This is a genomic window from Streptomyces sp. NPDC012510 (assembly GCF_042955065.1).
Classification (GTDB): Bacteria; Actinomycetota; Actinomycetes; order Streptomycetales; family Streptomycetaceae; genus Streptomyces.
Window position 1 is genome coordinate 517742 of sequence record NZ_JBIBEN010000003.1, and the last position, 23370, is coordinate 541111.

Below are 23370 nucleotides of genomic sequence, written 5' to 3' on the forward strand. Positions count from 1 at the left end.
GGCAACACGTTCGTTGTCATTCAGCCCGATCAGGTCGAGAGGCCTCGACCACCTGGCGCGCGACCACAAACAAGGGACGGCCCGCCCGCGCTCCTGAAAAACACGGCCTAACCTCGGGCTTTCACGAGGTGATCTGTCCGAGACTTGACCACGAACGCGAAAAGTGCTCCTGACCTGGAACGATAGGACTTGTCGAGGGTCCAGATCGTGCCGTGGAAAGAAGCACTTCTCAGGTGAAGAAGCGTATCGGGTCGTACCCGCGTGTCCGCGTCAAGGGCAGCGGTCGTGGAGTGGTTTCGCAGGCCGGGGGGCTCAGCACTCTCTGACAAGGGGCGAGGGGTCCTTGCCGACATTTACGTTGCCGCCCCAGAGCCACGAGCTGATGTACCTCGTACCGGTGGCCGAGTCGGTGACGATGCCGTAGTACCAGACGTCGGTCGTGTATCCGCCGGCCGTGATGCGCTGGCCGTGCGCCCAGCAGTCGATGTCCTGGTAGAACCGCCCTTCGGTAGGACCGGTGTTGACCTTGATGATGCCTACGGCGTGCTCCATCTCGCGAACATTGCTGTGCGGCTGGAGCGTGGCACGAGTCGCGGACTCGCCCGCGTGCGCGGTGCCGACGGAGCCGAACAGGGCCGCCGTGACTGCCCCGAGGGCGACAACGGTGGCAGTGAGCCGGGTCGGGTGCTTGGCCATCCTGTTGATCCTCCGGTAGCGAAGTGAGGTCTGTGCACCGGGGACCGGTCTCGGGGCGGCTCCGTATGACAGCGCGGGAAGTGCGGGAGGTGGTGTTGCCGCCCCACCGGACCACTCCCCGCACTCCTCAACGACCGCAACCTCGCGCTCGAAGCGTGCACCCACCCTCGTCGTCCATCGCCGGCATGAGCGGAAGAACCACGGGACGGTCATGTGGCCCACGACGCGTGTCGCACGGAGCCTGCCGGGTAGGAACAGCCACCCCCACGACAGCCAACCCACACAGCCCCAGCCACTAAACGGCAGCCACTTAGCTAACCTCGCGCTTTCGCGAGTGGGTCTGTCCGAGTCTTGATCAAATGACTGGAGAGTGCTGCTGACCTGCAACGATGGGACTTGTCGAGGGTCCTGTCACTGCAAGGAAAGAAGCACTCTCCAGGTGAAGAAGAGTAGCGGGTCGTACCCGCGTGTCCGTGTCGAGGGCGGCCGCCGTGGAGTTGTTGCCCAGGCCGGGGCCGTGTTGCTGGCCGACACGATCCGCAAGTCCGGCCTGGACACCGCGATATCCGCGGCGCTGGCGCCGTGGCACAAGCCGCGGGCGGTGCACGATCCGGGCAAGATCCTGCTGGATGTGGCCCTGGCCGTCGTGCTCGGCGGCAACTGCCTGGCCGACATCGGCATGCTGCGGGTCGAGCCGGATGTCTTCGGCCCGGTGGCCTCCGATCCGACCGTCTCCCGCCTCGTCGACGCGCTCGCCGCGTCCGGCCCGAAGCTCTTGCGGCGATCCGGGGCGCACGTTCCGAAGTACGTACGCGGGTCTGGGAGTTGGCCGGGGCAAGCAATCCGGCCGCCGACGGCCAGGTGACCGTGGACATCGGCGGGGTGCTGGTGCTCGCGCACTCCGAGAAGCAGGATGCCACCGCGACCTGGAAGAAGACCTTCGGCCATCATCCATCATCCGCTCGTCGCGTTCGTCGACCACGGCCCAGCCGGATCCGGGGAGCCGGTGGCCGCCCTGCTGCGGCCCGGCAACGCGGGCTCCGTGTTGAAGCTCCGGCTGTGGCTGTTCTCCGCCGCCGCGCTGCTTATGAACACCGGCCGTCGCCGCTGGCTCCGCCTGCCCGCCCGATGGCCCTGGACCGCTGTCATCAGCCAAGCGATCGTCAGGCTCCACGCCCTGCCGAACCCCGGTTGACCAGCCACTTCGACCGCCCCCACGACCCGCACCAGCCCACCGGTGAAGTGGAACCCGGCGCCCATCCGACGCGAGAGCCGGGCCTTCGCCCTGCCCCAGCCCCGAAAAGACCGCACCGCGCAAACGCAGAGTCCCCGTCAGTAAACCGACGAGGACTCATGAACGATCGAGGCTAAGCCTGACAACGCGGTCGACAATGACCGCATGGATGTCACTGAGTTGCTCGAATCGGCTTCCCTCCTCGTCCCGGAAGAGGTCGCTACCGAGAACGACATCTCGGTGCAAGACGTCTGGGACTATCTCGCCCACGACGAATGGCAGACCGCTCTGAGCCTGCTCGAGGAGCTCGGAGACGGGCAACCACTGCCCTTGGCGTTCTGGGAGCGGCTTGCCAGGGCGGCTGAGCAACTTGGCCTTGAGCGGAGCACGGCTTGGTGCCACTGGCGGTGTTCCGAGATCCGAAACGGAATGATCCTGGCCGATCTGACGCTTCGTCCAGCCACGGAGGCCCGACGCAAGAGCGCAATCCCCGGTCACGGTGTTCTGCGGCCCATGTGGGACATCGGGAACCACTCACCCACCGGGGGCTCCTCGGTGAGCATCGCAGGGCTCTGGGTCGAGGACATGCCCTTTCTGGAGCCCGGCGGCCGAGCCACTGTCCGCCTCATTCCCCTCACCCCCACGCACTGGGCGCACGTCCAAACCGGCCAACAGATCAACATGCACGAGGACCGGACCGTGGCCGGCACCGCAGTTGTGCTGGAAGTTCACCTCCCCACCCCCGCCATGCCCACGAGATAGAGGCCTCCCCTTTCTCCGGTCCACGCAGGTCACCAGTATGGGCATCGATGGGCATCGGCACGGGCAACTGCAATGAGACAGGACACCGTCGGAGTCCCCCCGCCCCACGCTCCTGCCGTCAACCCCCTCTAGGGTGCGGGAATGATCTCCCACAGCTACCTCTCCGAACTGTTCTCGCTGGACGGCCGCGTCGCCGTGGTCACAGGCGGCAGCTCCGGCATCGGCAAGGCCATCGCCGGAGCACTCGCACGGGCGGGTGCGAGCGTGGTGATCGTCGCGCGCAAGGAGGCGGAGCTGATGGCCACGGTCGAGGAGCTGGCGGCGGTCGGCTGCCGGGTGGCTCGGGTGAGCGGCGACCTGAGCACCCGGACCGGCGTGCGCGCGGCGGCGGAGCGAGCCGTGGAGGCGTTCGGCGAGCCCGACATCCTCGTCAACTGCGCCGGGATCAACCTGCGCCCGCCGATGAGTGAGCTGAGCGAGGACGACTGGGACACCACGATGGCCGTGAACCTGGACGCGCCTTTCCTCCTGGGCCAGCGCTTCGGCCCCGGCATGGCCGAGCGGGGCTACGGCCGCATCATCCACATCACCTCCCAGCAAGCGCACCGAGCGTTCGTCCGAAGCGGCGCGTACGGCGTCTCCAAGGGCGCCCTGGAGTCACTGGCCCGTTCTCAGGCCGAGGAGTGGTCGCCCCACGGTGTCACCTGCAACACACTGGTTCCCGGATTCGTCCCGACCCCGCTCAACACCCGGCTGTCGTCCGACCCGGAGAAGGTGGCCGCACTCGCCGCACGCACCCTGACCGGACGCAACGGCCTGCCCGACGACTTTGCCGGAGCCGCGGTCTTCCTGGCCGGCCGCTCCGCCGGCTACATCACCGGCCAGTCGCTCTTCGTCGACGGCGGCTTCTCCGTCCACTAGGGGGTGTTTTGAACGTCGCGCACAGCACCCACGGCGCCCGGCACGCACCGAACACCGCGGGCACCGCACTGGACTTTCAAAACACCCCCTAACCCACCCCGCACCCGCACCCTCACGCAGACGCAGACGCAGACGCAGACGCACCCCAGGATTCTGCCCTCGCCGAGCCCGCCCCACCTGACCCGTACGAAAGCCCACCCCACAGCACCTGCCCCGCACACCGACCCGCCACGATCGCCCCGCACGACGCACCCACCAGCGGCACCCAGACGCCGTCCCGAAGGCTGCGCGCGGCGACCACCCTCCGATCCAGCCGCACATCTGGCTCCGAAAACAGGTCCACCACCCGCGAATTGGCCTTGGCCCGTGCCCTCGCCAACCACCTAGCGTCGTCCCATGCGCATCCGTATCGTCGACGCCTTCACCGACCGCCCCTTCGCCGGAAACCCGGCCGGAGTCCTCCTCCTCGACTCCTTCCCGGACGACGCCTGGCTGCAGAACGTGGCCCAGGAGGTCAACCATGCCGAGACCGCGTTCGCCCATCCCCTCCCCGAAGGAGCCGAGGCCGACTGGGCGCTGCGCTGGTTCACGCCGGTCGCCGAGGTGGCGATGTGCGGCCATGCCACTTTGGCCACCGCCCATGTCCTGACCAGCACCAGCACCAGCACCAGCACCAGCACCAGCACCAGCACCCACGATGGCCCGATACGGTTCGCCACGCGCAGCGGTGTTCTCATCGCCACACCCCAGCCGGACGGCTCCCTCACCCTCGACTTCCCGACCGCGCCCCTCACCCCGGTGGCCGTCCCGGACGGTATCGCCGAGGCTCTGGGAGCCGAACTGCTCAGTGCCTTCGACACCGGCCCTCACGTGGGCAACCTGCTCGTCGAACTCGCCGACGAGAAGACGGTCCTCGGCCTCGCCCCCGATGCCCGGGCCCTCGCCCGCCACTCCGAGCGCGGCGTCATCGCCACCGCCCGCGCCGCCGACCCCGCCGCCGGCCACGACTACGTCTCGCGGTGCTTCTTCCCGCACATCGGCATCGACGAGGACCCGGTCACGGGCAGCGCCCACACCGCGCTCGCGCCCTTCTGGTCCGAACGCCTCGGCAGCCCCACCCTCACTGGCCTCCAGGCGTCCGCGCGCTCGGGCCTCGTCCGCACCGAGCTGCGCGGCCGCCGCACCCTGCTGACCGGCCGGGCGGTCACGGTCATCGACGGGGAACTGCTCACGGACGGGGAACCGCTCAAGCCGTAGGCAGCCAGCCCACCTTTCCCGCGAGCAGCGCGTACCCCACGAACGCCCCGATGTCGAGCAGCGAGTGGGCCACCACCAACGGGCCCACTCGCCCCCACCGCCGATACAGATACACGAACACCACGCCCATCACCATGTTGCCGATGAAGCCGCCGACGCCCTGATAAAGGTGGTACGAGCCGCGCAGCACCGAACTGGCGGCCAGCGCGCTCCCCGGCGACCAGCCCAACTGCTGGAGTCGGCGCAGCAGATATCCGACGACGATGACCTCTTCGAGGACGGCGTTCTGGATCGCGGAGAGGATCAGAACGGGATACTTCCACCACACTTCGGGCAGCGCCTCCGGCACCACCGTGAGGTTGAAGCCGAGGCCACGGGCCGCCAGGTAGAAGGCGATGCCGGTGCTCCCGATCACGGCGGCGATCGCCGCGCCCCGGCCGAGGTCGGTCCATGGCTTCGTGCGGTCGAACCCGAGCGTGCGCAGCCCGGTGCCCTCGCGCAGCAGGAAGTGCGCGACAAGCGCCACGGGCACCAGGGCGGTCGTGATCCCGAAGAGCTGCCAGGCCAGGTCCAGCCAGGGCCGGCCCGGCGCGGCCGAGGCGTTCATGGTGGCCGCCTGGTCCTTCAGCCCGCCCGGCTTGGTGACCGATCCGATGAAACTGATCAGCGCGGAGACACCGCTCGCGCCGAGCGAGACCCCGAGCACGAGCAGTGTCTCGTCCCTCAGGATCCGCCGACCCGGCCGCTCCTGCGGCAACGCGCCCTCCACCGACTCCGCCTGCCCCTGCACCCACGCCTCCCGTTGTCCGGCCCCGCCGAGGGTCCATCATCACCCGCGGCGGTGCCGGGCATTCCGGCGGCGTACCCCACAGCCGGTCACGGCCGGTCTCCTCAGCCCAGCGGCACCGGCTCCGGCAGTCCCACCGGCCAGCTGTGGACCGGCTCCCCGGAGTGCATCAGCTCGCAGTACCGCCGTGTCGTGGCGGCCAGTGCCGCGTCCCGCCCGAGGCCCTTGGTCAGCGCCTGGTGGAACGTTTCCACCTGCCAGGACGCCCCGTTGACCCGGCGCCGGCAGCGCTCCTCGATCACGCCGAGGTAGAAGTCCCGGTCCACCGGCTCGACGCCCCACGCGTCCAGTCCCGCCGCCGCGAGCGGCAACAGCTCGTCCCGTACGAGGTTCACCGCGTCCACCGTGCCGACCCCGCCGTAGCGTCCGCGCGGCCACCGCAGACGCGCATCGATGCCGTACCGGCACGCCTCGTCGAAGTTGGCGGCGGCGGCCTCGAACGGCATCCGCGTCCAGACGGGCCGCGACTCCTCCGCGAGGGCGCGCACGACCCCGTAATAGAAGGCCGCGTTGGCGATCACATCCGTGATGGTCGGCCCGGCGGGCAGCACGCGGTTCTCGACACGCAGATGCGGCACCCCGTCGGCGATACCGTAGACGGGCCGGTTCCAGCGGTAGATCGTGCCGTTGTGCAGGGTGAGTTCGGCGAGTGAGGGAACGCCGCCCGCGTCGAGGACTTCGATCGGGTCCTCGACGTCGCAGATGGGCAACAGCGCGGGGAAGAAGCGAAGGTTCTCCTCGAAGAGGTCGTACGCCGAGGTGACCCACCGCTCCCCGAACCAGGTGCGCGGTCGCACCCCCTGGGCCTGCAGCTCGGGCGGCCGGGTGTCCGTGGACTGCTGGAACAGCGGGGGTCGCGACTCCCGCCACAGCTCGTGCCCGAACAGGAACGGCGAGTTGGCGCCGATGGCGACCTGCGCGGCGGCGACCGCCTGAGCCGCGTTCCACACATCGGCGAACCGGCCGGGCGTGACCTGGAGGTGCAACTGCACGGAGGTGCAGGCGGCTTCGGGAGCGATCGACTTCGAGGTGCAGACCAGCCGCTCCACCCCGTCGATGTCCAGGGTGAAGTCCTCGCCGCGGGCGGCGACGATCTGGTCGTTCAGCAGGGTGTAGCGATCGCCGGCGGAGAGGTTCGAGGAGACGAGGTCGTCACGGTCCAGCGTGGGCAGAATGCCGATCATCACGATTCCCGCGCCCACCTCGATCGCTTTCCGGTCGGCGTAGGCAAGGGAGGTGCGCAGCTCTTCCGAAAGCTGGTCGAATACGCGACCGCCCAACCGGTGTGGAGCTATGTTGACTTCCAGATTGAACATGGCGAGTTCTGTTTGGAAGTCTCGGCTGGCAATCCGCTCGAGTACTTGCGCATTCATCATTCTCGGCAGACCGTCGCCGTCGACGAGGTTCAGCTCGATCTCCACACCCATGAGGTTCTTGGGGCGGTCGAACCTCTTCTCCTCCAACAGTCGCGCCAGCCCCGCCAGGCACTGCCGCAGCTTGTCGCGGTACTGCTGGCGATCGGATAGGCCGAACGGCCCCGCCACGACCTTCTCTCCCATCTAGGGGTCCCTCCTTGGATGGGCAGGCCGACGAACCGGCCCCTGCTGTCCCGGGTCCACGGGTGATGATGCCCCGGTAGAGCCGCTGATAACGTCCCGCGCGCCACCTGCGCACGCTAGGCTGGGCGCGGCTACCTTCGACCTTATTCACTCGGCGTGCTTCTGGCACATTCAGCGGGCATGAATGAGCATGCGCTTTCCGTCCGGAGCACTTTCGTGAAAAGTGCCGATGAGAACCGGCCGTCCGCTACGTGCCGGTAATCCGAGGTCACCGGCGCACCCTCAGGGAAAAACGAGGCGATGCCCATCTTCCGGCGACCGGATACCGCCTTGCTCTTCATATCCCGAACAGCTAGATGAAACCTTATGTGAACACGCGTCGTATAAACTCCGCAAACGAGGCTGAGAGCCGGCACTCGCGGTCCTCGGTCCTGCCGTCCTGCCACGCGCGGCGGACCCAACCCACGCACCCGGACCCCGGGCACCCGTCTCTCCGATTCCCGAGAGCTGACAGCGCCGTCCGCCCCCGCCCTCGCGCCACCGTGCCTGTCGAACTGAGAGGCGATCCACCATGCCGCTGCATGTCCCCCCGGCTCCCGCGCCCGCCCTGCGCACCGTCCTCACGGCACTCGGTTCTCCCACCGCCGTCCACGAGGCGCGAACTCCTTCCCTGAAGAACGCCCAGGGTCCCGCCACACCCGAACTCCCGCTGCCCGTCCACGTACTGGACCGGATCACACCCGAGGGGACGGGCACCGCCCGGCTCACCGGATGGCGGTTCCTGATCCGCTGCGGCGACCGCGCCGTGGCCGCCGCCGAGACCCGGCTGACCCCGGACGGCTGGGCGTTCTCACACTTCTTCGAGGGCCCGTACATCACCTCCACCGAGCGCGCCCTGCGCCAGGCAGAGGTCATGCAGCAGCCCTACCAGCCACGCCTGCTGTCGGTGCCCGAGCTGTACATGCTCACGCTCTGGCTGCACGCCGACCCCACCACCGACGGCGCCACCGGCCACCCGGCACCGACCGATCTGCTGGTCCCACTGGCACCGGCGCCTCCCGGCATCGCGGCTCACCGACCGCACCAGGTCGCCGATCTCCTTCCGGTGCTGACCACCCGGCTGACGCCCGCACCCCTGCTGGGATCGCCCGCCTGATTCAGGGCCGCCCCGGCGTTCGTACCGACCGTGCCCCGCTGCCGATATCCCGGCGGCGGGGCACTTCTTTCCCGCCTCGAGAATTACCCGCTCCTTCGGGCACCAATGCGCTCGTACGAGCAATTGATGCGCGCTCCCGCCATCGGACTAGCCCCATCCGACCAGAGGGAACCACCCGAACGGACAGTACGGTGAGAATGAACCGTTCACGCGACGGATGCGTCATCAACCTGTGAAGAAGCCGTGCTGCGAAATGCCTGCGGATTGACGCCCGTGGGGCAACACTGGGACCGGACCGATTTATTCACAACGGGGGTCGGCCATGAACGAGGCTTCAAGCCACGGGTCGGACAAAACAGCCATCTCAGACCACACGACAAAGCGAAAGATCCCAACAACCATGTGCCAGCACCAGCCACTGTGCCCGACTGCCGAATCCGCCGACCGGGAGGGTGCCCGGCTCGTGGCGCACCACCCGGAGCAGGGATGGAGTCTGCTCTGCAACGGCGTTCTGCTCTTCGAGGACACCGGTGAGCTTCTGCCGGACGGCAAGATCATCGCCCCGCACCGCCCGATGGGCACCGACACCGTGATGACCGCCGCCTGAGCCGCACGCACGTGCGCACAGGGCGAGCGCCCCGCACAGGACGCCCGCCCGGACGGACGAGGGGCCGGCCCGGAGAGACACTCTCCGCACCGGCCCCGACGCGTATGCGGGGGTGACTACTCCCCGTAGGCGTCCAGCGGCGGGCAGGAGCAGACCAGGTTCCGGTCGCCGAAGGCCTGGTCGATCCGGCGCACCGGCGGCCAGTACTTGTCGGCGGGCGAGACCCCGGCCGGGAAGACCGCTTCCTCGCGCGTGTAGGCGTGCTCCCACTCCCCGCCGAGCGCGGCGGCGGTGTGCGGGGCGTTGCGCAGCGGGTTGTCGTCCGCGGGCCACTCGCCCGAAGCTACCTTCTCGATCTCCACGCGGATCGCGATCATCGCGTCGCAGAACCGGTCCAGCTCCGCGAGATCCTCCGACTCGGTCGGCTCGATCATCAGGGTTCCCGCCACCGGGAACGACATCGTCGGCGCGTGGAAGCCGTAGTCGATCAGTCGCTTGGCGATGTCGTCGACACTCACCCCGGTCGCCTTGGCCAGCGGGCGGAGATCGACGATGCACTCGTGCGCGACGAGCCCGCCCGGGCCGGTGTAGAGCACCGGGTAGTGCGGCTCCAGCCGCTTGGCGATGTAGTTCGCGCTGAGCACCGCCACCTGCGTGGCCCGCTTGAGCCCCTCACCGCCCATGAGCCGCACGTACGCCCACGAGATCGGCAGGATGCCCGCCGAACCCCACGGAGCCGCCGAGACCGGGCCCACGCCCGTCTCCGGGCCGGCCGCTGGCTGCAGCGGGTGGTTCGGCAGATACGGCGCCAGGTGTTCGCGCACGGCCACCGGACCGACCCCGGGGCCGCCGCCGCCGTGCGGGATGCAGAAGGTCTTGTGCAGGTTCAGATGCGAGACGTCACCGCCGAAGTGCCCCGGCTTGGCGAGCCCCACCAGCGCGTTCAGGTTGGCGCCGTCGACGTACACCTGGCCGCCTGCGTCGTGCACCTGGGCGCAGATGTCGGCCACGTGCTCCTCGAACACACCGTGCGTCGACGGATAGGTGATCATCAGCACGGACAGCTCGTCGCGGTACTGCTCGATCTTCGCCCGCAGGTCCTCGACGTCGATCTCGCCGTCCTCGGCGGTCTTCACGACGACGACCTTCATCCCCGCCATGACGGCACTGGCCGCGTTGGTGCCGTGCGCGGACGACGGGATCAGACACACGGTCCGCTGCTCGTCACCGTTGGCCCGGTGGTACCCGCGTACGGCCAGCAGCCCGGCCAGCTCCCCCTGCGAGCCCGCGTTCGGCTGCAGGGACACCTTGTCGTACCCGGTGGCCTCCGCGAGCCGCTCCTCCAGCTCACGGATGAGCGTGAGGTACCCCTGTGCCTGCCCGGCGGGCGCGAACGGGTGCAGCTGAGCGAACTCCGGCCAGGTCACCGGCTCCATCTCGGTGGTCGCGTTGAGCTTCATCGTGCAGGAGCCCAGCGGGATCATGCCCCGGTCCAGCGCGTAGTCCCGGTCGGCGAGCCGGCGCAGATAGCGCAGCATCGCGGTCTCGGAGCGGTACTCGTGGAACACCGGGTGTGTGAGGTAGTCGTCCGACCGCAGCAGCGCCTCGGGCAGCGTGTCCTCGGCGGCGGCGTCGAGGGCCTCCACCTCGCCCTCCACCCCGAAGGCGGTCCACACGGCACCCAGCTGGGCCCGCGTCGTGGTCTCGTCGCAGGAGATCGCCACCAGGTCGGCGTCGACGAGGTGCAGGTTCACGCCATGTTGCCGCGCGGCCGTCACGACCGCGCCGGCCCGCCCCGGCACCCGCACGGTGAGCGTGTCGAAGTAGGCGCCGTGCACGACCTCGATACCCCCGGCGGCGAGCCCGGCGGCGAGCACGGTGGCGTACCGATGCGTACGCCGGGCGATGGTCCGCAGCCCCTCCGGCCCGTGGTGGACGGCGTACATGCCGGCCATCACGGCGAGCAGCACCTGAGCCGTACAGATGTTGCTGGTCGCCTTCTCCCGACGGATGTGCTGCTCCCGCGTCTGCAGGGCGAGCCGGTACGCCTTGTGCCCGTCCGCGTCCACGGAAACGCCCACGAGCCGCCCGGGCAGGCTGCGTGCGAACTTCTCGCGCACGGCCATGTAGCCCGCGTGCGGGCCGCCGAAGCCCATCGGCACGCCGAACCGCTGTGTCGTCCCCACCGCGATGTCGGCGCCCAGCGCACCGGGCGAGGTGAGCAGCGTGAGCGCGAGCAGATCGGCGGCGACGGTGACCAGCGCACCGAGTTCGTGCGCCTGCTCGATGACCGGCTTGAGATCCCGTACGGCACCGGAGGCGCCCGGGTACTGGAGCAACACCCCGTTGATCTCACGTGCGGCGATGTCGGCCGGAATCCCCTCGCTCAGGTCGGCGACGACGACCTCGACGCCGGTCGGCTCGGCCCGGGTCTCGATGACGGCGATCGTCTGCGGCAGCGCGTCCGCGTCGACAAGGAAGAGCCCCTTCTTGTTCTTCCCCATGCGCCGGGACAGGGCCATGGCCTCGGCCGCGGCAGTGCCCTCGTCGAGCAGGGAGGCTCCGGAGGTCGGCAGTCCCGTGAGATCGGCGACCATGGTCTGGAAGTTGAGCAGCGCTTCGAGCCGCCCTTGGGAGATCTCGGGCTGATAGGGCGTGTAGGCGGTGTACCAGGCCGGGTTCTCCATCACGTTCCGCAGGATCACCGGCGGGGTGAACGTCCCGTAGTACCCGAGCCCGATCATCGACCCGAGCACCTGATTGCGATCGGCGAGCGAACGCAGCTCGGCGAGAACCTCGGCCTCGGAACGCGCCCCCGGCAGATCCAGCGCCTCGGCGTTCTTGATCACATCGGGGACCGCGGCGGCCGTCAGCTCGTCGAGCGAGCCGTAGCCGACGTGCGCGAGCATCTTGGCCCGGGCCTCGACGTCTGGTCCGATGTGACGCCGCTCGAAAGGGATTCCCTGTTCGAGCTCGGAGAGCGGAGTGCGATGGGCGGTCATTGCGGAGGCCTCCTGGTCTGACGCGACCTTCGAGGGGCACCACGGCACGGGTGCCCGGACGGCCTCCCCCTCTGTCATCTCAACCTGAGAGCTTCACCGGTGCAGATACGCACCGGCTTTCACCGTCGGTGAGAGCGGAAGCCGTGACACCCGCCCTGCTTTCCAGAGTGACCTCGTCCGTGCGGTACGTGTGCCTGAGAGATTCCGGGGAGGATTTGCTCCTTCGGCGCCTCCGGATGGTGTCCGGAGGACTCTCCCGCACGGGGTCAGCAGCCGCTGCCAGCGTATCAGCGCGGTCAACGCACGCGTCTTCGAGTGGCCGCCTCCCCCGATGTGCCTTTTCGTAGTGGTGAGAGACGATGTGCAACCCCTTTGCCATCACTTGGAGGGCCCGTGCAGACCGACATCGATCCGCGCAACCTGATCGGCCGCAAGGCGTTCGACCGCAAGGGCACCAAGATCGGCACCGTCGACGAGGTCTACCTCGACGACGCCACCGGCACCCCCGAGTGGGCCGCGATACGCATGGGCCTCTTCGGCCGCGACGCGTTCGTCCCCCTGGAGCCCAGCGAGCTGATCGAAGGCACCCTCCGCGTCCCCTTCGACCGCGCCCTCATCAAGGACGCCCCCGACTTCGGCGTCGGCCGCCACCTCTCCCCCGAACAGGAAGTGCAGCTCTACCACCACTACGGCCTGGACATCGCCCCGCCCCCACCCGTCGACCACAACTTCGGCAAGGTCACACGCCAGGACGAGCCGTGACCGGCGTCGGCCCACGCCGCCCCCAGCCCCTACGCCGCCCTCACCCGCCGTAGGCACGACACGCTCCCCTCCGCCGCCCTCCTCTCATCGCCGCGACGGCGCCCGCCCACACGGCGCGGACCGGCGGTCCCACAGCCTCAGCCCCGTACTGCGTCCCGCACCAGCGGCAGCGGCTCCGCCGGCTCCAGCGCGGGATCGTCCGTCCTGAAGGTCCGCACCCGCCCCGGCTCCCGGTCGTGCGGCGTCTCGAACCGCACAGTCACCCGCCCCAGCCCACTACCCTGCACCCACCCAGGGCCGTACTCGGCATGCCGCACGTCGTGCCCGGCACTCCAGTGCCGCTCCCGCCCCACGGTCTCCTCCACCGGGGACACCTCCGCGTCCGCCGTCTCCTCCTCCACCGGAGCCGGCTCTCCCGCCGCCTGCGCGAACAAATCCTCCTGCGTGTAGTCGGCGAGCCCACTGACCCCGACCCCGAGCAACCGCACCCCGCCCGTCGTGTCCACGGCCTCCAACAACCGCGCCGCGGCCTCCCGCACCACCGAGGGGTCGTCCGTGGGCCCCCGCAGGGTCTCCGACCGGGTCAGCGTCGAGAAGTCGTACCGCCGCACCTTCAGCACGATCGTCCGCCCCGACAGCCCTGCCCCCCGCAACCGCCGCACGCACCGGTCCGCGAGCCGCTGCACCTCCATCCGGACCCGCACCCGGTCATGGATGTCCACGTCGTACGTGTCCTCCACCGACACCGACTTCGTGTCCCGCTCGGCCACCACCGCGCGGTCGTCCCGCGCCAGCGCCATCGCGTACAGCCCGTGCCCATGGGCCTTCCCCAGCAGCCGTACGACCTCGTCCTCTCCCGCCTCCACGATCTCCTCGACCGTGGTGATCCCGGCCCGCCGGAGATGGTCCCCGGTCGCCGGCCCGACCCCCGGCAGGATCCGCACGGACATCGGCCCCAGCAGCGCCCGCTCGGTCCCGGGCTCGATCAGCACCAGCCCGTCCGGCTTGGCCTGCTCGGAGGCGATCTTCGCGAGCATCTTGGAGGCCGCTAGCCCGACAGATCCCGTCAGTCCGGTCACCGCCCGGATGTCCGCGCGCAACCGCGCTCCCGCCAGCCGCGCCGACTCCTCGTCCCAGGCCGCGTCCCCGGCCTCCAGATCCACAAAGGCCTCGTCCAGGCTCAACGGCTCCACCAGCGGAGACAGGTTCCGCAACAGCCCCATGACCTGGTCGCTGATCGCCCGGTAGAACATGAAGCGCGGCGTGAGATACGCCGCGTTCGGCGCGAGCCGGCGGGCCTGCGCCATGGGCATCGCCGAGTGCACCCCGAAGACCCGCGCCTCGTACGAGGCGGTCGCGACCACCCCACGCGGCCCGAGCCCGCCCACGATCACGGCCTTGCCCCGCAGACTCGGCTTGGACGCCTGCTCCGCCGAGGCGTAGAAGGCGTCCATGTCGAGATGCAGGATCGTGGGCGCGGTTCTCACATCTCCGATGCTGCCCTACGCCACTGACATCGCCGAAGCCGACGACCCCGTCCGCAGGCACGCCCCACGCCGCCCCGCGCCTGCACTACGCCGCCGCACGCGACAGGGTGGACGCCTTCAGACCGCCCGGTTGCGCCGTCGCGCCAGTTCGTCCGCCGGATTGGGGCCCACGAGTGTCTCCCCCGTGTCGACCCGCTCCCCGTGCAACTGCGAGAGAGCGCTTTCCACATCACGCCAGACCACCCCTACGGCGATGCCGAAGATTCCCTGGCCGCCTTGGAGCAGAGCGTGGACCTCGTCGGGCGAGGTGCACTCGTACACCGTCGCCCCGTCGCTCATCAGCGTCATCCGCTCCAGATCGCTGAAGCCCCGCTCCCTGAGGTGGTGAACGGCAGTGCGGATGTTCTGCAGCGACACTCCCGTGTCGAGGAACCGTTTCACGATCTTCAGGACGACGACGTCCCGGAAGCTGTAGAGCCGCTGCGTCCCCGAGCCATGGGCGGAACGCACGCTGGGCTCCACGAGACCGGTGCGGGCCCAGTAGTCGAGTTGACGGTAGGTGATGCCGGCTGCCGCGCACGCGGTGGGACCGCGATAACCGACGTTCTCGTGCGGCTCGGGCGCCGCCTCCGCGCTGTCCTGCAGAGCCTTGGGCCGCTGCGGGACGTGACCGGCCGCGCTGCCGTGAAGCGGGTACGGGCCGTTCTCCCCCAGCCTGCGTCCGGGGGCACCCCCAGCCGTACCGTCGCCGCTGCTTCTCACGCCGACCTCCGTCCTTGACCTGCCTTCTCGACGGTAGGCAGCCACCAGGGGTGCGTCAACGACCGCCACACTCGCCACGCCGAGTGATAATCACCCTGAGAGTGGTTTCCCGTGCCCTTCCCCGGGGAAAGGCTAGCCGAATGTGCTACGACAGGGCCGCCCGGTACCGGGCTTCGCCCATGACATGCGTGAACCCCGCTGAAGGATCTTGATCTGTCTCCAACGGCGGTTCACACCAGCGGTGCAGGCCGACGGACCGCCACGTCCTCAGCGCCGAACCGCGCACCCGTCGGCACGCACACGGCCACGAACCCCACCGACCGGCATGATGTCCGCCCGCCACCGCTTCACTGGCTGTTCGTCCCGAAGTCCTCGGGCGAGATCTGGTCGAGGAACTCGCGGAACTTCTCCACCTCGTCCTCCTGCTCGTCCGGGATCGCGATCCCCGCGTCGTCGAGCACGCCGTCACTACCGAAGATCGGTGTCCCGGTACGCAGCGCCAGCGCTATGGCGTCGGACGGCCGGGCACTCACCTCGACTCCGCTGGCGAACACCAGCTCCGCGTAGAAAACGCCCTCACGCAGGTCCGTGATGCGCACTTCCGTGAGCTCCTGGCCGACGGCCTCCAGCACGTCCTTGAACAGGTCGTGCGTCAGCGGTCGCGCGGGGGCCATGCCCTGCTGGGCGAAAGCGATCGCCGTCGCCTCCCCCGGCCCGATCCAGATGGGGAGGTAACGGTCGCCTCCCACTTCGCGCAGGAGCACGATCGGTTGGTTGGAGGGCATTTCGACCCGGACACCTACGACATCGAGCTCGTTCACACAGCAACCCTAGGCCGTGCTCGGGATGTTTGGGTAGTCGGGCACAGATCGACCGACCGATCCGCCACAGGCGAACATGCGCCTCAGCGCAAGCGCACACCCAGCGCGCTCCGCACGAGCGCGGCGTGCAACTTGACCGTGAGCCCCGCCAGCTCCCTCGTGCGGTCCTCCGCGTGGGCCCTGGTCTGAGGATTGCGGTGCAGCCGCAGGGGTGCCACGACCTGATCGACGAGCCCCGCCTCACGGTCGGCCGCGGCGCGCATCACCCGCAGATGCCGGGGCTCGATACCGAACCGCCCCAGTTCCACCACAAGCGTGGCGATCGTGAGGGCCTCGGCGTCAAAGGACCCGTCCGACAACGGGGCCACAAGCCCGTACGACTCCCACTCGGCCAGTTGCTCGTCGTCGATCCCGGCTCCGGCGACCAGCTCGGCGCGCCCGATGCGGGCGGCCGTGGGCTCCTCAGGCTCCCCGAGGAGCTCGCTCAGGCGTTCTCCGCCACCCACGTCCCGCTGACGTCCCACGGACGGCAGACGCACGTCCTCGCCGCGCTCCAGGGCCTCCAGATACTCACGGATGACCTTGAGCGGCAGATAGTGGTCCCGTTGCATCCTGAGGACGCGCCCCAGGCGCTCGACGTCAGCGGCACTGAACTTGCGATACCCCGAGGGGGTCCGCTGCGGCTCGATGAGCCCCTCCGACTCCAGGAATCGAATCTTGGAGATGGTTACCTCGGGGAACTCCTCGCGCAGCGCGTTCAGCACCGTGCCGATGCTCATCAGGCCACTGTCCGCGGCGGCGGTGCCGTGGTCGGCACCACCGCTCGTTGTTCGAAACATGGACCTTCCCTGGGGGTCCCCCCGGACAGAGTCCGGAGGCGGGTCAGTAACCCCGCTGGCTCGCGTAGAAGACCAGCCGGTACTTGCCGATCTGCACCTCGTCACCGTTGTGCAGGGCGACCTGGTCGATCCGCTCCCGGTTGACGTAGGTGCCGTTCAGGCTTCCGACGTCGGCGACCGTGAACGAGCCGTCCTGACCGCGGCGGAACTCCACATGGCGACGCGACACGGTCACGTCGTCCAGGAAGATGTCGCTCTGCGGATGACGGCCGGCCGTGGTCAGATCGCCGTCCAGCAGAAAGCGGCTGCCCGCGTTCGGGCCGCGGCGCACGACCAGGAGCGCCGAGCCGAGCGGCAGGGCGTCGACCGCCGCCTGTGCCTCGGGCGAGAGCGCCGGCAGCTGGGTCTGGCCGGTGACCTCGGAGTCGTAGGCCTCCAGGCCGGAGATGGAGATCGTGGAGGTCGTCTCGGACGGACGCTCGGCGGCCGCGCCGGCGCGCAGCGGAGCACCGCAGTTCGAGCAGAAGCGGCTGTTCTCCGCGTTGCGGTTACCGCACCTCGTACACACCAGGGCCGACATCGACGGATCCTCCTGCCGCGGCTGCCCCGCCGGGGCATGGGACGCATACGGGTCCGGGGTAAACCCTCCACCCGAACTTGAGGTTGACGGTTCCCCGAAACCTATGCGGCCCGACTGGGCAGGGTCAACAGACGGCGCGCCCTGACCTCCGGAAATGTCACCTCCCGGACCAGCGACCTGGTCCCGGAACATGGGGCGCTCACCGCCCTGGCCCTCCGCTTCCGAAGGCTGCGCGCGGTGGCGGGAGGTCGCGTTGTCGCTGCCCTCTCGCGCGCTCTTGCCGAACAACTTCGCAAACAACTTCACGGGCGATTCCCCTTGACCGAAACAGACCCGCCCGTGGGGCAGGACGAACCCTGACTGAACACACCGGCCGAGCCGGACAACCTCACAACGTCCGTACCCACCAGACAGTTTCCACCACGCACCACCCATTCGGTGCGCCGACCCCCCGCAACCTCATGCCCTCGCCGGACGGGCCCCATGCACCTGCGGTTCACCGGGAGGACGACCGAGCGTAGTCAGGCCGCTTCGGCGCTCGCAAGGCGTCCACGACGATCTTGTCCGCCCGCCGCACGGTCACGGTGGCCTGCTCCTTCTCCAGTGTCTGCACCACGCCTCCGGGGATGTTCAGAGCCGGCTCCAGGTCCTGCGGGTTGCCGATGACCTTGAAACGAAAGGGCTGGGTGATCTTGTTCCCGTCGACGCTGATTCCGTCGTCGGAATCGGTCAGATAGGTCCCCGACACAACCCGTACGCCGTTCACCTGGATCGCCTCCGCGCCGGCCGCGCGCAGCTCCTGGATCGCGTCGAGCAGCATGTCCGCTTCGACCGTCCCTTTCGTGTCGTCGATCGTCAGTGTGATGCCGGGTCCCTGCGCAGCCACCGTGCCCGCCAGAATGCCGAGTTGCCGCTCCTTCTCGACCGTCTGCTTGCGTGCCTCCTCGGCCTGGTCGGAGCTGTTCTCCAGCTCGGTGCGCTGATCCTCGAGACCCTGCTTCTCCTCCTCCAGACGCTGAGTTCGGTCATCCAGTTCATCGAGGATGCGCACGAGGTCTTCCTGACGTGCTCCGCGCAGCGCGCCGTCGTCGTTGTTGGATGCCACCTGGATGGCCAGCCCGAAGCCGAGACCGAACAGCAGGAGGGCCACGATGAGTTGGGCCCGTGTGAAGCGCGGCGGCCACAGCCCCTGAGCCAGCCGCTGCCGCCCGGTCAGCTTGTTCTTCTCGTCCTGAGGCACCTCGCCTGGCTTCTTCAAGGCCGTGGGAGGAACCTCCTGGGGGAGTTCCCGACGAAGTCGGGTCGTCGGTGTGTCGTCCCCTGCCCCGCCCTTATTCGGCTTCGGCGTCGGTGTCTCGTCCCTGTCGCTCATCGGCCTCACGCCCGGAACACGTGCCGGCGGATCGCCGCGGCGTTGGAGAAGATACGGATACCTAGGACGACCACCACGCCCGTGGAGAGCTGGGCGCCGACGCCCAGCTTGTCGCCGAGGAAGACGATCAGGGCGGCCACGACCACGTTCGACAGGAACGACACCACGAAGACCTTGTCGTCGAAGATCCCGTCCAGCATCGCGCGCAGACCACCGAAAACGGCGTCCAGTGCCGCCACCACGGCGATGGGGAGATACGGCTCGACCACCGCCGGTACCTCGGGCCGGACCAACAGTCCGGCCACGACTCCGAGGACGAGGCCCAGTACGGCGATCACGATGTGCTCTTCTCTGTGCTCGGTTCTGCTGTTCGTACGATCACGCTGGGCGCGGCCGGCACCGTGATGTCGTCCTCGGCGGAGATGCTCGTCCGGATACCGAAGTTCTCTTGCAGGACGTGCAGATACAGCCCGTCGGGGCTGTTCTGGAACCTGGTGCTCAGCCGTCGGCCGTCCCCCACCGCGAGGACCGTGTAGGGCGGCGCCAGCGGCTTGTTGTCGACCAGTATCGCGTCGCCCGCGGCCCGGATCGCCGACAGTGCGGTGAGCCGCTGCCCGTTGATCGAGACGGCCTCGGCTCCCGACGCCCACAACCCGTTGACGACCCGCTGCATGTCCCGGTCGCGCACCCGGCCGGTGTCCGAGAACCCGGACGTCTCACGCGGGTCTCCGTCACCGCCCTGACTGGCGTTCTTGGAGTCGTTGACGACGAGCCTCACCCCGGGGCCGTGCACCTCCACGGCGCCCGACAGAATGCCCACCAGGTCATCGCCGTCACTGCCGCCGTCGTCCTTGAGCGCCTCGCGCTGCCGTGCGCTCACATCGTCACGGAGTGCGTCCACGGAGTCCTCGAGCTCGTCCGCGGCCGAGGTCTTCTCCTGGATGCGGTCGATGAGCTCCTCGCGCTCCTTGGCGACCACGGGAGCGCTTATCCGCGCCTCCGCGGCACCCACCGTCACCACCAGGGCCGCGAGCACCAGACCGACCGCGAGTCCCAGCCTGGCCCGCACCGTCTTCGGCATGCCCTCGGTGCCCGCGGCCTTCTTGCGGGCGGCCGCCTCGGCGTACCCGTCGTCGAGGCTGTGGTCCATGACGTTGGTGAGCAGCGACATGGAAGCGTCCGGACGCGACGGGCGCGCGGGTGTGCTCCGAACGGGGGGCTGCTGCGGCATGCCGCACATCGTCGCACGTCGCGACGGCTACCTCCGAATGGCCCCACCGGCGTGCCGGACAGGCCCCGTTGGGGGCACTTGTCCGGCACGCAGCGTGCGGGTCGGTTCGTTCAGCGGCCGGCGCTGTCCACGACACTCGACCACTCGTCGAGCAGAGCCTGCGCCGAGGAGTCGTCCGGGCCCTCGGCCCACAGATGGGTGACGGCCTCGGCCGGGTCCGGCAGGACCATGACCCACCGCCCATCGGTCTCCACGACCCGTACACCGTCGGTCGTGTCGACGAAGCGGTCCCCGGCCGCCTCCACGACCCGGCGCATCACCAGTCCCTTGACCGCCCACGGAGTGGCCAGATCGCGCTTCAGGACGTGTGCGCGCGGAATCCGCGCGTCGATCTGGCTGAGCGTGAGCTGTGTGCGCGCCACCAGTCCGATGAGCCGTACGAAGGCCGCCGTGCCGTCGAAGACGCTGCTGAACTCCGGCACGATGAAGCCACCGCGCCCGTCACCGCCGAAGATGGTCGTCTCGTCCCCGCCGACCCGTGTGAGGTCGTCCGGCGAGGTGGTCGTCCACTCGACCTGAGTGCCGTGGTAGGCCGCGACCTGCTCGCCGATCCGCGTGGTGGTCACCGGCAGTGCCACCCGCCCGCTCCGCCGCTCCGCGGCCACCAGGTCGAGCATGACCAGCAGGGCCCGGTCGTCCTCGACGATCCGCCCCTTCTCGTCGACCAGCGACAGCCGCTCGCCGACCGGGTCGAAGCGCACCCCGAAGGCCGCCCGCGAGGACGCCACGATCTCGCCGAGCCGCACCAGCCCCGAGCGCCGCATGTCGCCCGTTTCCGTAGGCCTCGACTCGTCGAGGCCGGGGTTGATCGTCAACGAGTCCACGCCCAGCTTGCCCAGCAGACTCGGCAGCACCAGTCCCGCACTGCCGTTGGACGCGTCCACGACGACCTTGAGCCCCGACTCGGCGATGCCGGTCGTGTCGACGTTCCTCAGCAACGACCCGGTGTATGAGTCGAACACACTCGCAGGGAAGTGCAGATCGCCGATCTCGCCGGGGAACGCCCGCCGGTACTCCTGCCGCGCGAACACCCGGTCCAGCTTCCGCTGGCTCGCCTGCGACAGGTCGGCGCCCTGTCCGTCGAAGAACATGATGTCGACCGAGTCCGGAACTCCCGGCGTCGTCCGGATCATGATCCCGCCGGCACTGCCTCGCGCCGTCTGCTGGCGCGCCACCGGCAGCGGTACGTTCTCCAGGTCCCGTACGTCGATGGCGCTGGCCTGGAGCGCCGAGATGACCGCCCGCTTCAGCGCACGGGCGCCTCGGGAGTGGTCACGGGCGGTGGTGACCGTGGAGCCCTTCTTGAGCGTCGTGGCGTACGCCCCCGCCAGCCTCACGGCCAGCTCGGGAGTGATCTCCACATTCAGGATGCCGGAGACTCCGCGGGCACCGAACAGGTGCGCCTGCCCTCGGGACTCCCAGATCACCGAGGTGTTGACGAAAGCACCGGCCTCGATCGTCTTGAAGGGGTACACGCGCACGTTCCCCTGGATGATCGATTCTTCGCCGACGAGGCACTCGTCGCCGATCACTGCGCCGTCCTCGATCCGCGCGGCGCGCATGATGTCGGTGTTCTTGCCGACCACGCAGCCGCGCAGATTGCTGTGCTGCCCGATGTAGACGTTGTCGTGGACCACGGCCTTGTGCAGAAAGGCCCCGCTCTTCACGACGACATTCGAGCCCACGACGGTGTGCTCGCGGATCTCGGCGCCGGCCTCGACCTTGGCGTAGTCACCGATGTACAGCGGCCCGCGCAGCACGGCGTCGGGGTGCACCTCGGCGCCTTCGGCGATCCATACGCCGGGCGAGAGCTCGAAGCCGTCGATCTCTACATCGACCTTGCCCTCCAGGACATCGGCCTGGGCCTTCACATAGCTCTCGTGCGTACCGACGTCCTCCCAGTAGCCCTCGGCGACATAGCCGTAGACCGGCTTGCCCTCCTTCATCAACTGCGGGAAGACATCTCCGGACCAGTCGACGGGAACATCGGCCTCGACATAGTCGAAGACCTCGGGCTCCATCACATAGATGCCCGTGTTGACGGTGTCGGAGAAGACCTGGCCCCAGGTGGGCTTCTCCAGGAACCGCTCGACCTTGCCTCCCTCGTCCACGATCGTGATGCCGAATTCCAGAGGATTCGGCACCCGCGTCAGACAGACGGTGACCAGCGCACCCTTTTCCTTGTGGAAATTGATGAGCTCGGTGAGGTCGAAGTCAGTGAGGGCATCACCGGAGATGACGAGGAACGCATCGTCCTTCAGCGCTTCCTCGGCGTTCTTCACGCTCCCGGCAGTACCGAGTGGCTTCTCCTCATTGGCATAGGTGAGCTCCATCCCGAGCTCCTCGCCGTCACCGAAATAGTTCTTGACGAGTGATGCCAGGAACTGGACAGTAACGACGGTCTCGTTGAGCCCATGCCTTTTGAGCAGCCTCAGTACGTGCTCCATGATCGGGCGGTTCGCCACGGGCAGGAGCGGCTTGGGCATGCTCGAGGTCATGGGGCGAAGGCGGGTGCCTTCACCTCCGGCCATCACGACGGCCTTCATGTCGGAAGCGTCCTCCTTGAAGAGACACGGTCTAGCCGACTTCACCCGTCCGGATTGTCCCGCACTTTTCTCACGCGGGCCATCGAGCCACCAGGGCTGCCCAATCGAGCGGGCTCAATCGGCCATGGCGTCCGCACTGACAAGACGGCGGACCTGAACCACGTAGAGGATCCCTGCCCACCAGTACAGGGTTGTACCCCATCCGGCGAACGCCCATCCGAAAATAGCAGCGAGTGACGAGATCCATCCACTTCCGTCACTGAGCAACAGCAACGGGAAGGCGTACATCAAGTTGAAGGTAGCCGCCTTCCCGAGGAAGTTCACCTGCGGGGGCGGATAGCCGTGCCGCCGGAGGATGCCCACCATCACCAGGAGAACCAGTTCCCGCAGGAGAAGTGCAGCGGTCAACCAAAGTGGCAGAATCTCGCGCCAGGTGAGGCCCACCAAAGTCGACAGAATGTACAGCCTGTCAGCCGCGGGATCCAGGAGCCGGCCAAGGCTGCTGATCTGGTTCCAGCGTCGCGCCAGCTTGCCGTCCAGATAGTCACTGACGCCGCTGAGAGCGAGCACCAGGAGCGCCCAGCCGTCGGCCTTGGGGCCGCCGAACTCGGGCCAGAGAACCAACCACAGGAAGACGGGCACGCCAACGAGCCGCGCCATGCTGAGGATGTTCGGGATGGTGAGGACCCGGTCCGTCTGGACACGGGTCTCCTGGACCTCCACCCGGGAGCCTCCTGTGGGAAATGAGCCAACGATGCTCCCTGACCCTACCTCAACGCAAAAAGCCCCTGCCGGTAACCCGGCAGGGGCTCTCACACAATTTGTTCGGCGGCGTCCTACTCTCCCACAGGGTCCCCCCTGCAGTACCA

20 protein-coding genes, 1 pseudogene and 1 riboswitch are annotated in these 23370 nt (G+C 68.7%); of the genes and pseudogenes, 7 read left to right on the forward strand and 14 right to left on the reverse strand.

Features of this window, described 5'->3' with window-relative positions:
- Positions 1 to 312 precede the first annotated feature (312 nt).
- The gene (locus ACFY9I_RS07750) at positions 313 to 696 is read right to left on the reverse strand and encodes a hypothetical protein (protein ID WP_390998009.1); all 384 of its coding nucleotides are present in this window, start codon (positions 694 to 696) and stop codon (positions 313 to 315) included.
- Between the two features lie 439 nt (positions 697 to 1135).
- Here ACFY9I_RS07750 and ACFY9I_RS07755 point away from each other — a divergent pair.
- The 4 genes and pseudogenes from ACFY9I_RS07755 to ACFY9I_RS07770 all read left to right on the forward strand — a co-directional run.
- Positions 1136 to 1738 (forward strand): annotated as a pseudogene (locus ACFY9I_RS07755) (transposase); the annotation flags it as partial.
- A gap of 357 nt (positions 1739 to 2095) precedes the next feature.
- Positions 2096 to 2692, forward strand: a complete 597-nt coding sequence (locus ACFY9I_RS07760) for a hypothetical protein (RefSeq protein ID WP_390998010.1) — start codon at positions 2096 to 2098, stop codon at positions 2690 to 2692.
- Positions 2693 to 2833: 141 nt separating this feature from the next.
- Positions 2834 to 3613: an SDR family oxidoreductase gene (locus ACFY9I_RS07765; protein ID WP_390998011.1), complete on the forward strand. Its 780-nt coding sequence runs from the start codon at positions 2834 to 2836 to the stop codon at positions 3611 to 3613.
- A 396-nt stretch (positions 3614 to 4009) separates the two neighbouring features.
- Complete coding sequence (locus ACFY9I_RS07770) at positions 4010 to 4870, forward strand: PhzF family phenazine biosynthesis isomerase (RefSeq protein ID WP_390998012.1); 861 nt, start codon at positions 4010 to 4012, stop codon at positions 4868 to 4870.
- On the opposite strand, the gene ACFY9I_RS07775 is transcribed toward ACFY9I_RS07770, so the two are convergent.
- Both ACFY9I_RS07775 and ACFY9I_RS07780 read right to left on the reverse strand, forming a co-directional pair.
- The gene (locus ACFY9I_RS07775) at positions 4860 to 5660 is read right to left on the reverse strand and encodes a type II CAAX prenyl endopeptidase Rce1 family protein (RefSeq protein WP_390998013.1); all 801 of its coding nucleotides are present in this window, start codon (positions 5658 to 5660) and stop codon (positions 4860 to 4862) included. The two genes, ACFY9I_RS07770 and ACFY9I_RS07775, sit on opposite strands and share 11 nt — an antisense overlap.
- Positions 5661 to 5761: 101 nt before the next feature.
- Entirely contained in the window at positions 5762 to 7276 is a 1515-nt protein-coding gene (locus ACFY9I_RS07780) for a glutamate--cysteine ligase (protein WP_390998015.1), read from the reverse strand.
- Between the two features lie 571 nt (positions 7277 to 7847).
- On the opposite strand from ACFY9I_RS07780, the gene ACFY9I_RS07785 reads away from it, so the two are divergent.
- Both ACFY9I_RS07785 and ACFY9I_RS07790 read left to right on the forward strand, forming a co-directional pair.
- Positions 7848 to 8432: a hypothetical protein gene (locus tag ACFY9I_RS07785; RefSeq protein ID WP_390998017.1), complete on the forward strand. Its 585-nt coding sequence runs from the start codon at positions 7848 to 7850 to the stop codon at positions 8430 to 8432.
- 400 nt (positions 8433 to 8832) lie between these two features.
- On the forward strand, positions 8833 to 9039 hold the full coding sequence (locus ACFY9I_RS07790) for a DUF5999 family protein (RefSeq protein WP_390998018.1): 207 nt from the start codon (positions 8833 to 8835) through the stop codon (positions 9037 to 9039).
- A gap of 116 nt (positions 9040 to 9155) precedes the next feature.
- Here the strand turns inward: ACFY9I_RS07790 and gcvP are convergent, their stop codons facing one another.
- Positions 9156 to 12041, reverse strand: coding sequence for an aminomethyl-transferring glycine dehydrogenase (gene gcvP, locus ACFY9I_RS07795; protein WP_390998021.1), 2886 nt, complete (start codon positions 12039 to 12041; stop codon positions 9156 to 9158).
- 172 nt (positions 12042 to 12213) lie between these two features.
- Positions 12214 to 12310, reverse strand: a riboswitch (glycine riboswitch).
- Between the two features lie 124 nt (positions 12311 to 12434).
- On the opposite strand from gcvP, the gene ACFY9I_RS07800 reads away from it, so the two are divergent.
- Positions 12435 to 12803 (forward strand): PRC-barrel domain-containing protein, encoded by a 369-nt coding sequence (locus ACFY9I_RS07800; RefSeq protein ID WP_390998023.1) that lies wholly within the window; start codon positions 12435 to 12437, stop codon positions 12801 to 12803.
- 137 nt (positions 12804 to 12940) lie between these two features.
- Here ACFY9I_RS07800 and ACFY9I_RS07805 read toward each other — a convergent pair whose 3' ends face one another.
- From ACFY9I_RS07805 to ACFY9I_RS07850, 10 genes are all read right to left on the reverse strand, one after another.
- A complete protein-coding gene (locus ACFY9I_RS07805) occupies positions 12941 to 14290 on the reverse strand; it encodes a DNA polymerase IV (protein WP_390998026.1) in 1350 nt (449 codons plus the stop codon).
- Positions 14291 to 14407: 117 nt separating this feature from the next.
- Positions 14408 to 14935, reverse strand: coding sequence for a MerR family transcriptional regulator (locus ACFY9I_RS07810; protein WP_390998124.1), 528 nt, complete (start codon positions 14933 to 14935; stop codon positions 14408 to 14410).
- 464 nt (positions 14936 to 15399) lie between these two features.
- A complete protein-coding gene (locus tag ACFY9I_RS07815; RefSeq protein ID WP_005475662.1) occupies positions 15400 to 15873 on the reverse strand; it encodes a bifunctional nuclease family protein in 474 nt (157 codons plus the stop codon).
- Between the two features lie 83 nt (positions 15874 to 15956).
- Positions 15957 to 16712, reverse strand: coding sequence for a MerR family transcriptional regulator (locus ACFY9I_RS07820; RefSeq protein WP_390998029.1), 756 nt, complete (start codon positions 16710 to 16712; stop codon positions 15957 to 15959).
- 43 nt (positions 16713 to 16755) lie between these two features.
- On the reverse strand, positions 16756 to 17727 hold the full coding sequence (locus tag ACFY9I_RS07825) for an FHA domain-containing protein (RefSeq protein WP_390998032.1): 972 nt from the start codon (positions 17725 to 17727) through the stop codon (positions 16756 to 16758).
- Between the two features lie 61 nt (positions 17728 to 17788).
- Positions 17789 to 18664: a DUF881 domain-containing protein gene (locus ACFY9I_RS07830; protein ID WP_390998035.1), complete on the reverse strand. Its 876-nt coding sequence runs from the start codon at positions 18662 to 18664 to the stop codon at positions 17789 to 17791.
- Positions 18665 to 18669: 5 nt separating this feature from the next.
- A complete protein-coding gene (locus ACFY9I_RS07835; protein ID WP_009343209.1) occupies positions 18670 to 19002 on the reverse strand; it encodes a small basic family protein in 333 nt (110 codons plus the stop codon).
- The gene (locus ACFY9I_RS07840; protein WP_390998037.1) at positions 18999 to 19904 is read right to left on the reverse strand and encodes a DUF881 domain-containing protein; all 906 of its coding nucleotides are present in this window, start codon (positions 19902 to 19904) and stop codon (positions 18999 to 19001) included. The genes ACFY9I_RS07835 and ACFY9I_RS07840 overlap by 4 nt, the downstream gene beginning before the upstream one ends.
- A gap of 101 nt (positions 19905 to 20005) precedes the next feature.
- Complete coding sequence (locus tag ACFY9I_RS07845) at positions 20006 to 22501, reverse strand: sugar phosphate nucleotidyltransferase (RefSeq protein WP_390998040.1); 2496 nt, start codon at positions 22499 to 22501, stop codon at positions 20006 to 20008.
- Positions 22502 to 22615: 114 nt separating this feature from the next.
- Positions 22616 to 23224, reverse strand: coding sequence for a CDP-alcohol phosphatidyltransferase family protein (locus ACFY9I_RS07850; protein WP_390998043.1), 609 nt, complete (start codon positions 23222 to 23224; stop codon positions 22616 to 22618).
- Positions 23225 to 23370: the final 146 nt, after the last annotated feature.

What these genes read in the sequence shown, in the direction of transcription:
- ACFY9I_RS07750 (WP_390998009.1), bottom strand. Translation starts at nt 696, where the DNA reads ATGGCCAAGCACCCGACCCGGCTCACTGCCACCGTTGTCGCCCTCGGG.
- ACFY9I_RS07760 (WP_390998010.1), top strand. Translation starts at nt 2,096, where the DNA reads ATGGATGTCACTGAGTTGCTCGAATCGGCTTCCCTCCTCGTCCCGGAA.
- ACFY9I_RS07765 (WP_390998011.1), top strand. Translation starts at nt 2,834, where the DNA reads ATGATCTCCCACAGCTACCTCTCCGAACTGTTCTCGCTGGACGGCCGC.
- ACFY9I_RS07770 (WP_390998012.1), top strand. Translation starts at nt 4,010, where the DNA reads ATGCGCATCCGTATCGTCGACGCCTTCACCGACCGCCCCTTCGCCGGA.
- ACFY9I_RS07780 (WP_390998015.1), bottom strand. Translation starts at nt 7,276, where the DNA reads ATGGGAGAGAAGGTCGTGGCGGGGCCGTTCGGCCTATCCGATCGCCAG.
- ACFY9I_RS07785 (WP_390998017.1), top strand. Translation starts at nt 7,848, where the DNA reads ATGCCGCTGCATGTCCCCCCGGCTCCCGCGCCCGCCCTGCGCACCGTC.
- ACFY9I_RS07790 (WP_390998018.1), top strand. Translation starts at nt 8,833, where the DNA reads ATGTGCCAGCACCAGCCACTGTGCCCGACTGCCGAATCCGCCGACCGG.
- gcvP (WP_390998021.1), bottom strand. Translation starts at nt 12,041, where the DNA reads ATGACCGCCCATCGCACTCCGCTCTCCGAGCTCGAACAGGGAATCCCT.
- ACFY9I_RS07820 (WP_390998029.1), bottom strand. Translation starts at nt 16,712, where the DNA reads ATGTTTCGAACAACGAGCGGTGGTGCCGACCACGGCACCGCCGCCGCG.
- ACFY9I_RS07825 (WP_390998032.1), bottom strand. Translation starts at nt 17,727, where the DNA reads ATGGGTGGTGCGTGGTGGAAACTGTCTGGTGGGTACGGACGTTGTGAG.
- ACFY9I_RS07830 (WP_390998035.1), bottom strand. Translation starts at nt 18,664, where the DNA reads ATGAGCGACAGGGACGAGACACCGACGCCGAAGCCGAATAAGGGCGGG.
- ACFY9I_RS07840 (WP_390998037.1), bottom strand. Translation starts at nt 19,904, where the DNA reads ATGTGCGGCATGCCGCAGCAGCCCCCCGTTCGGAGCACACCCGCGCGC.
- ACFY9I_RS07845 (WP_390998040.1), bottom strand. Translation starts at nt 22,501, where the DNA reads ATGAAGGCCGTCGTGATGGCCGGAGGTGAAGGCACCCGCCTTCGCCCC.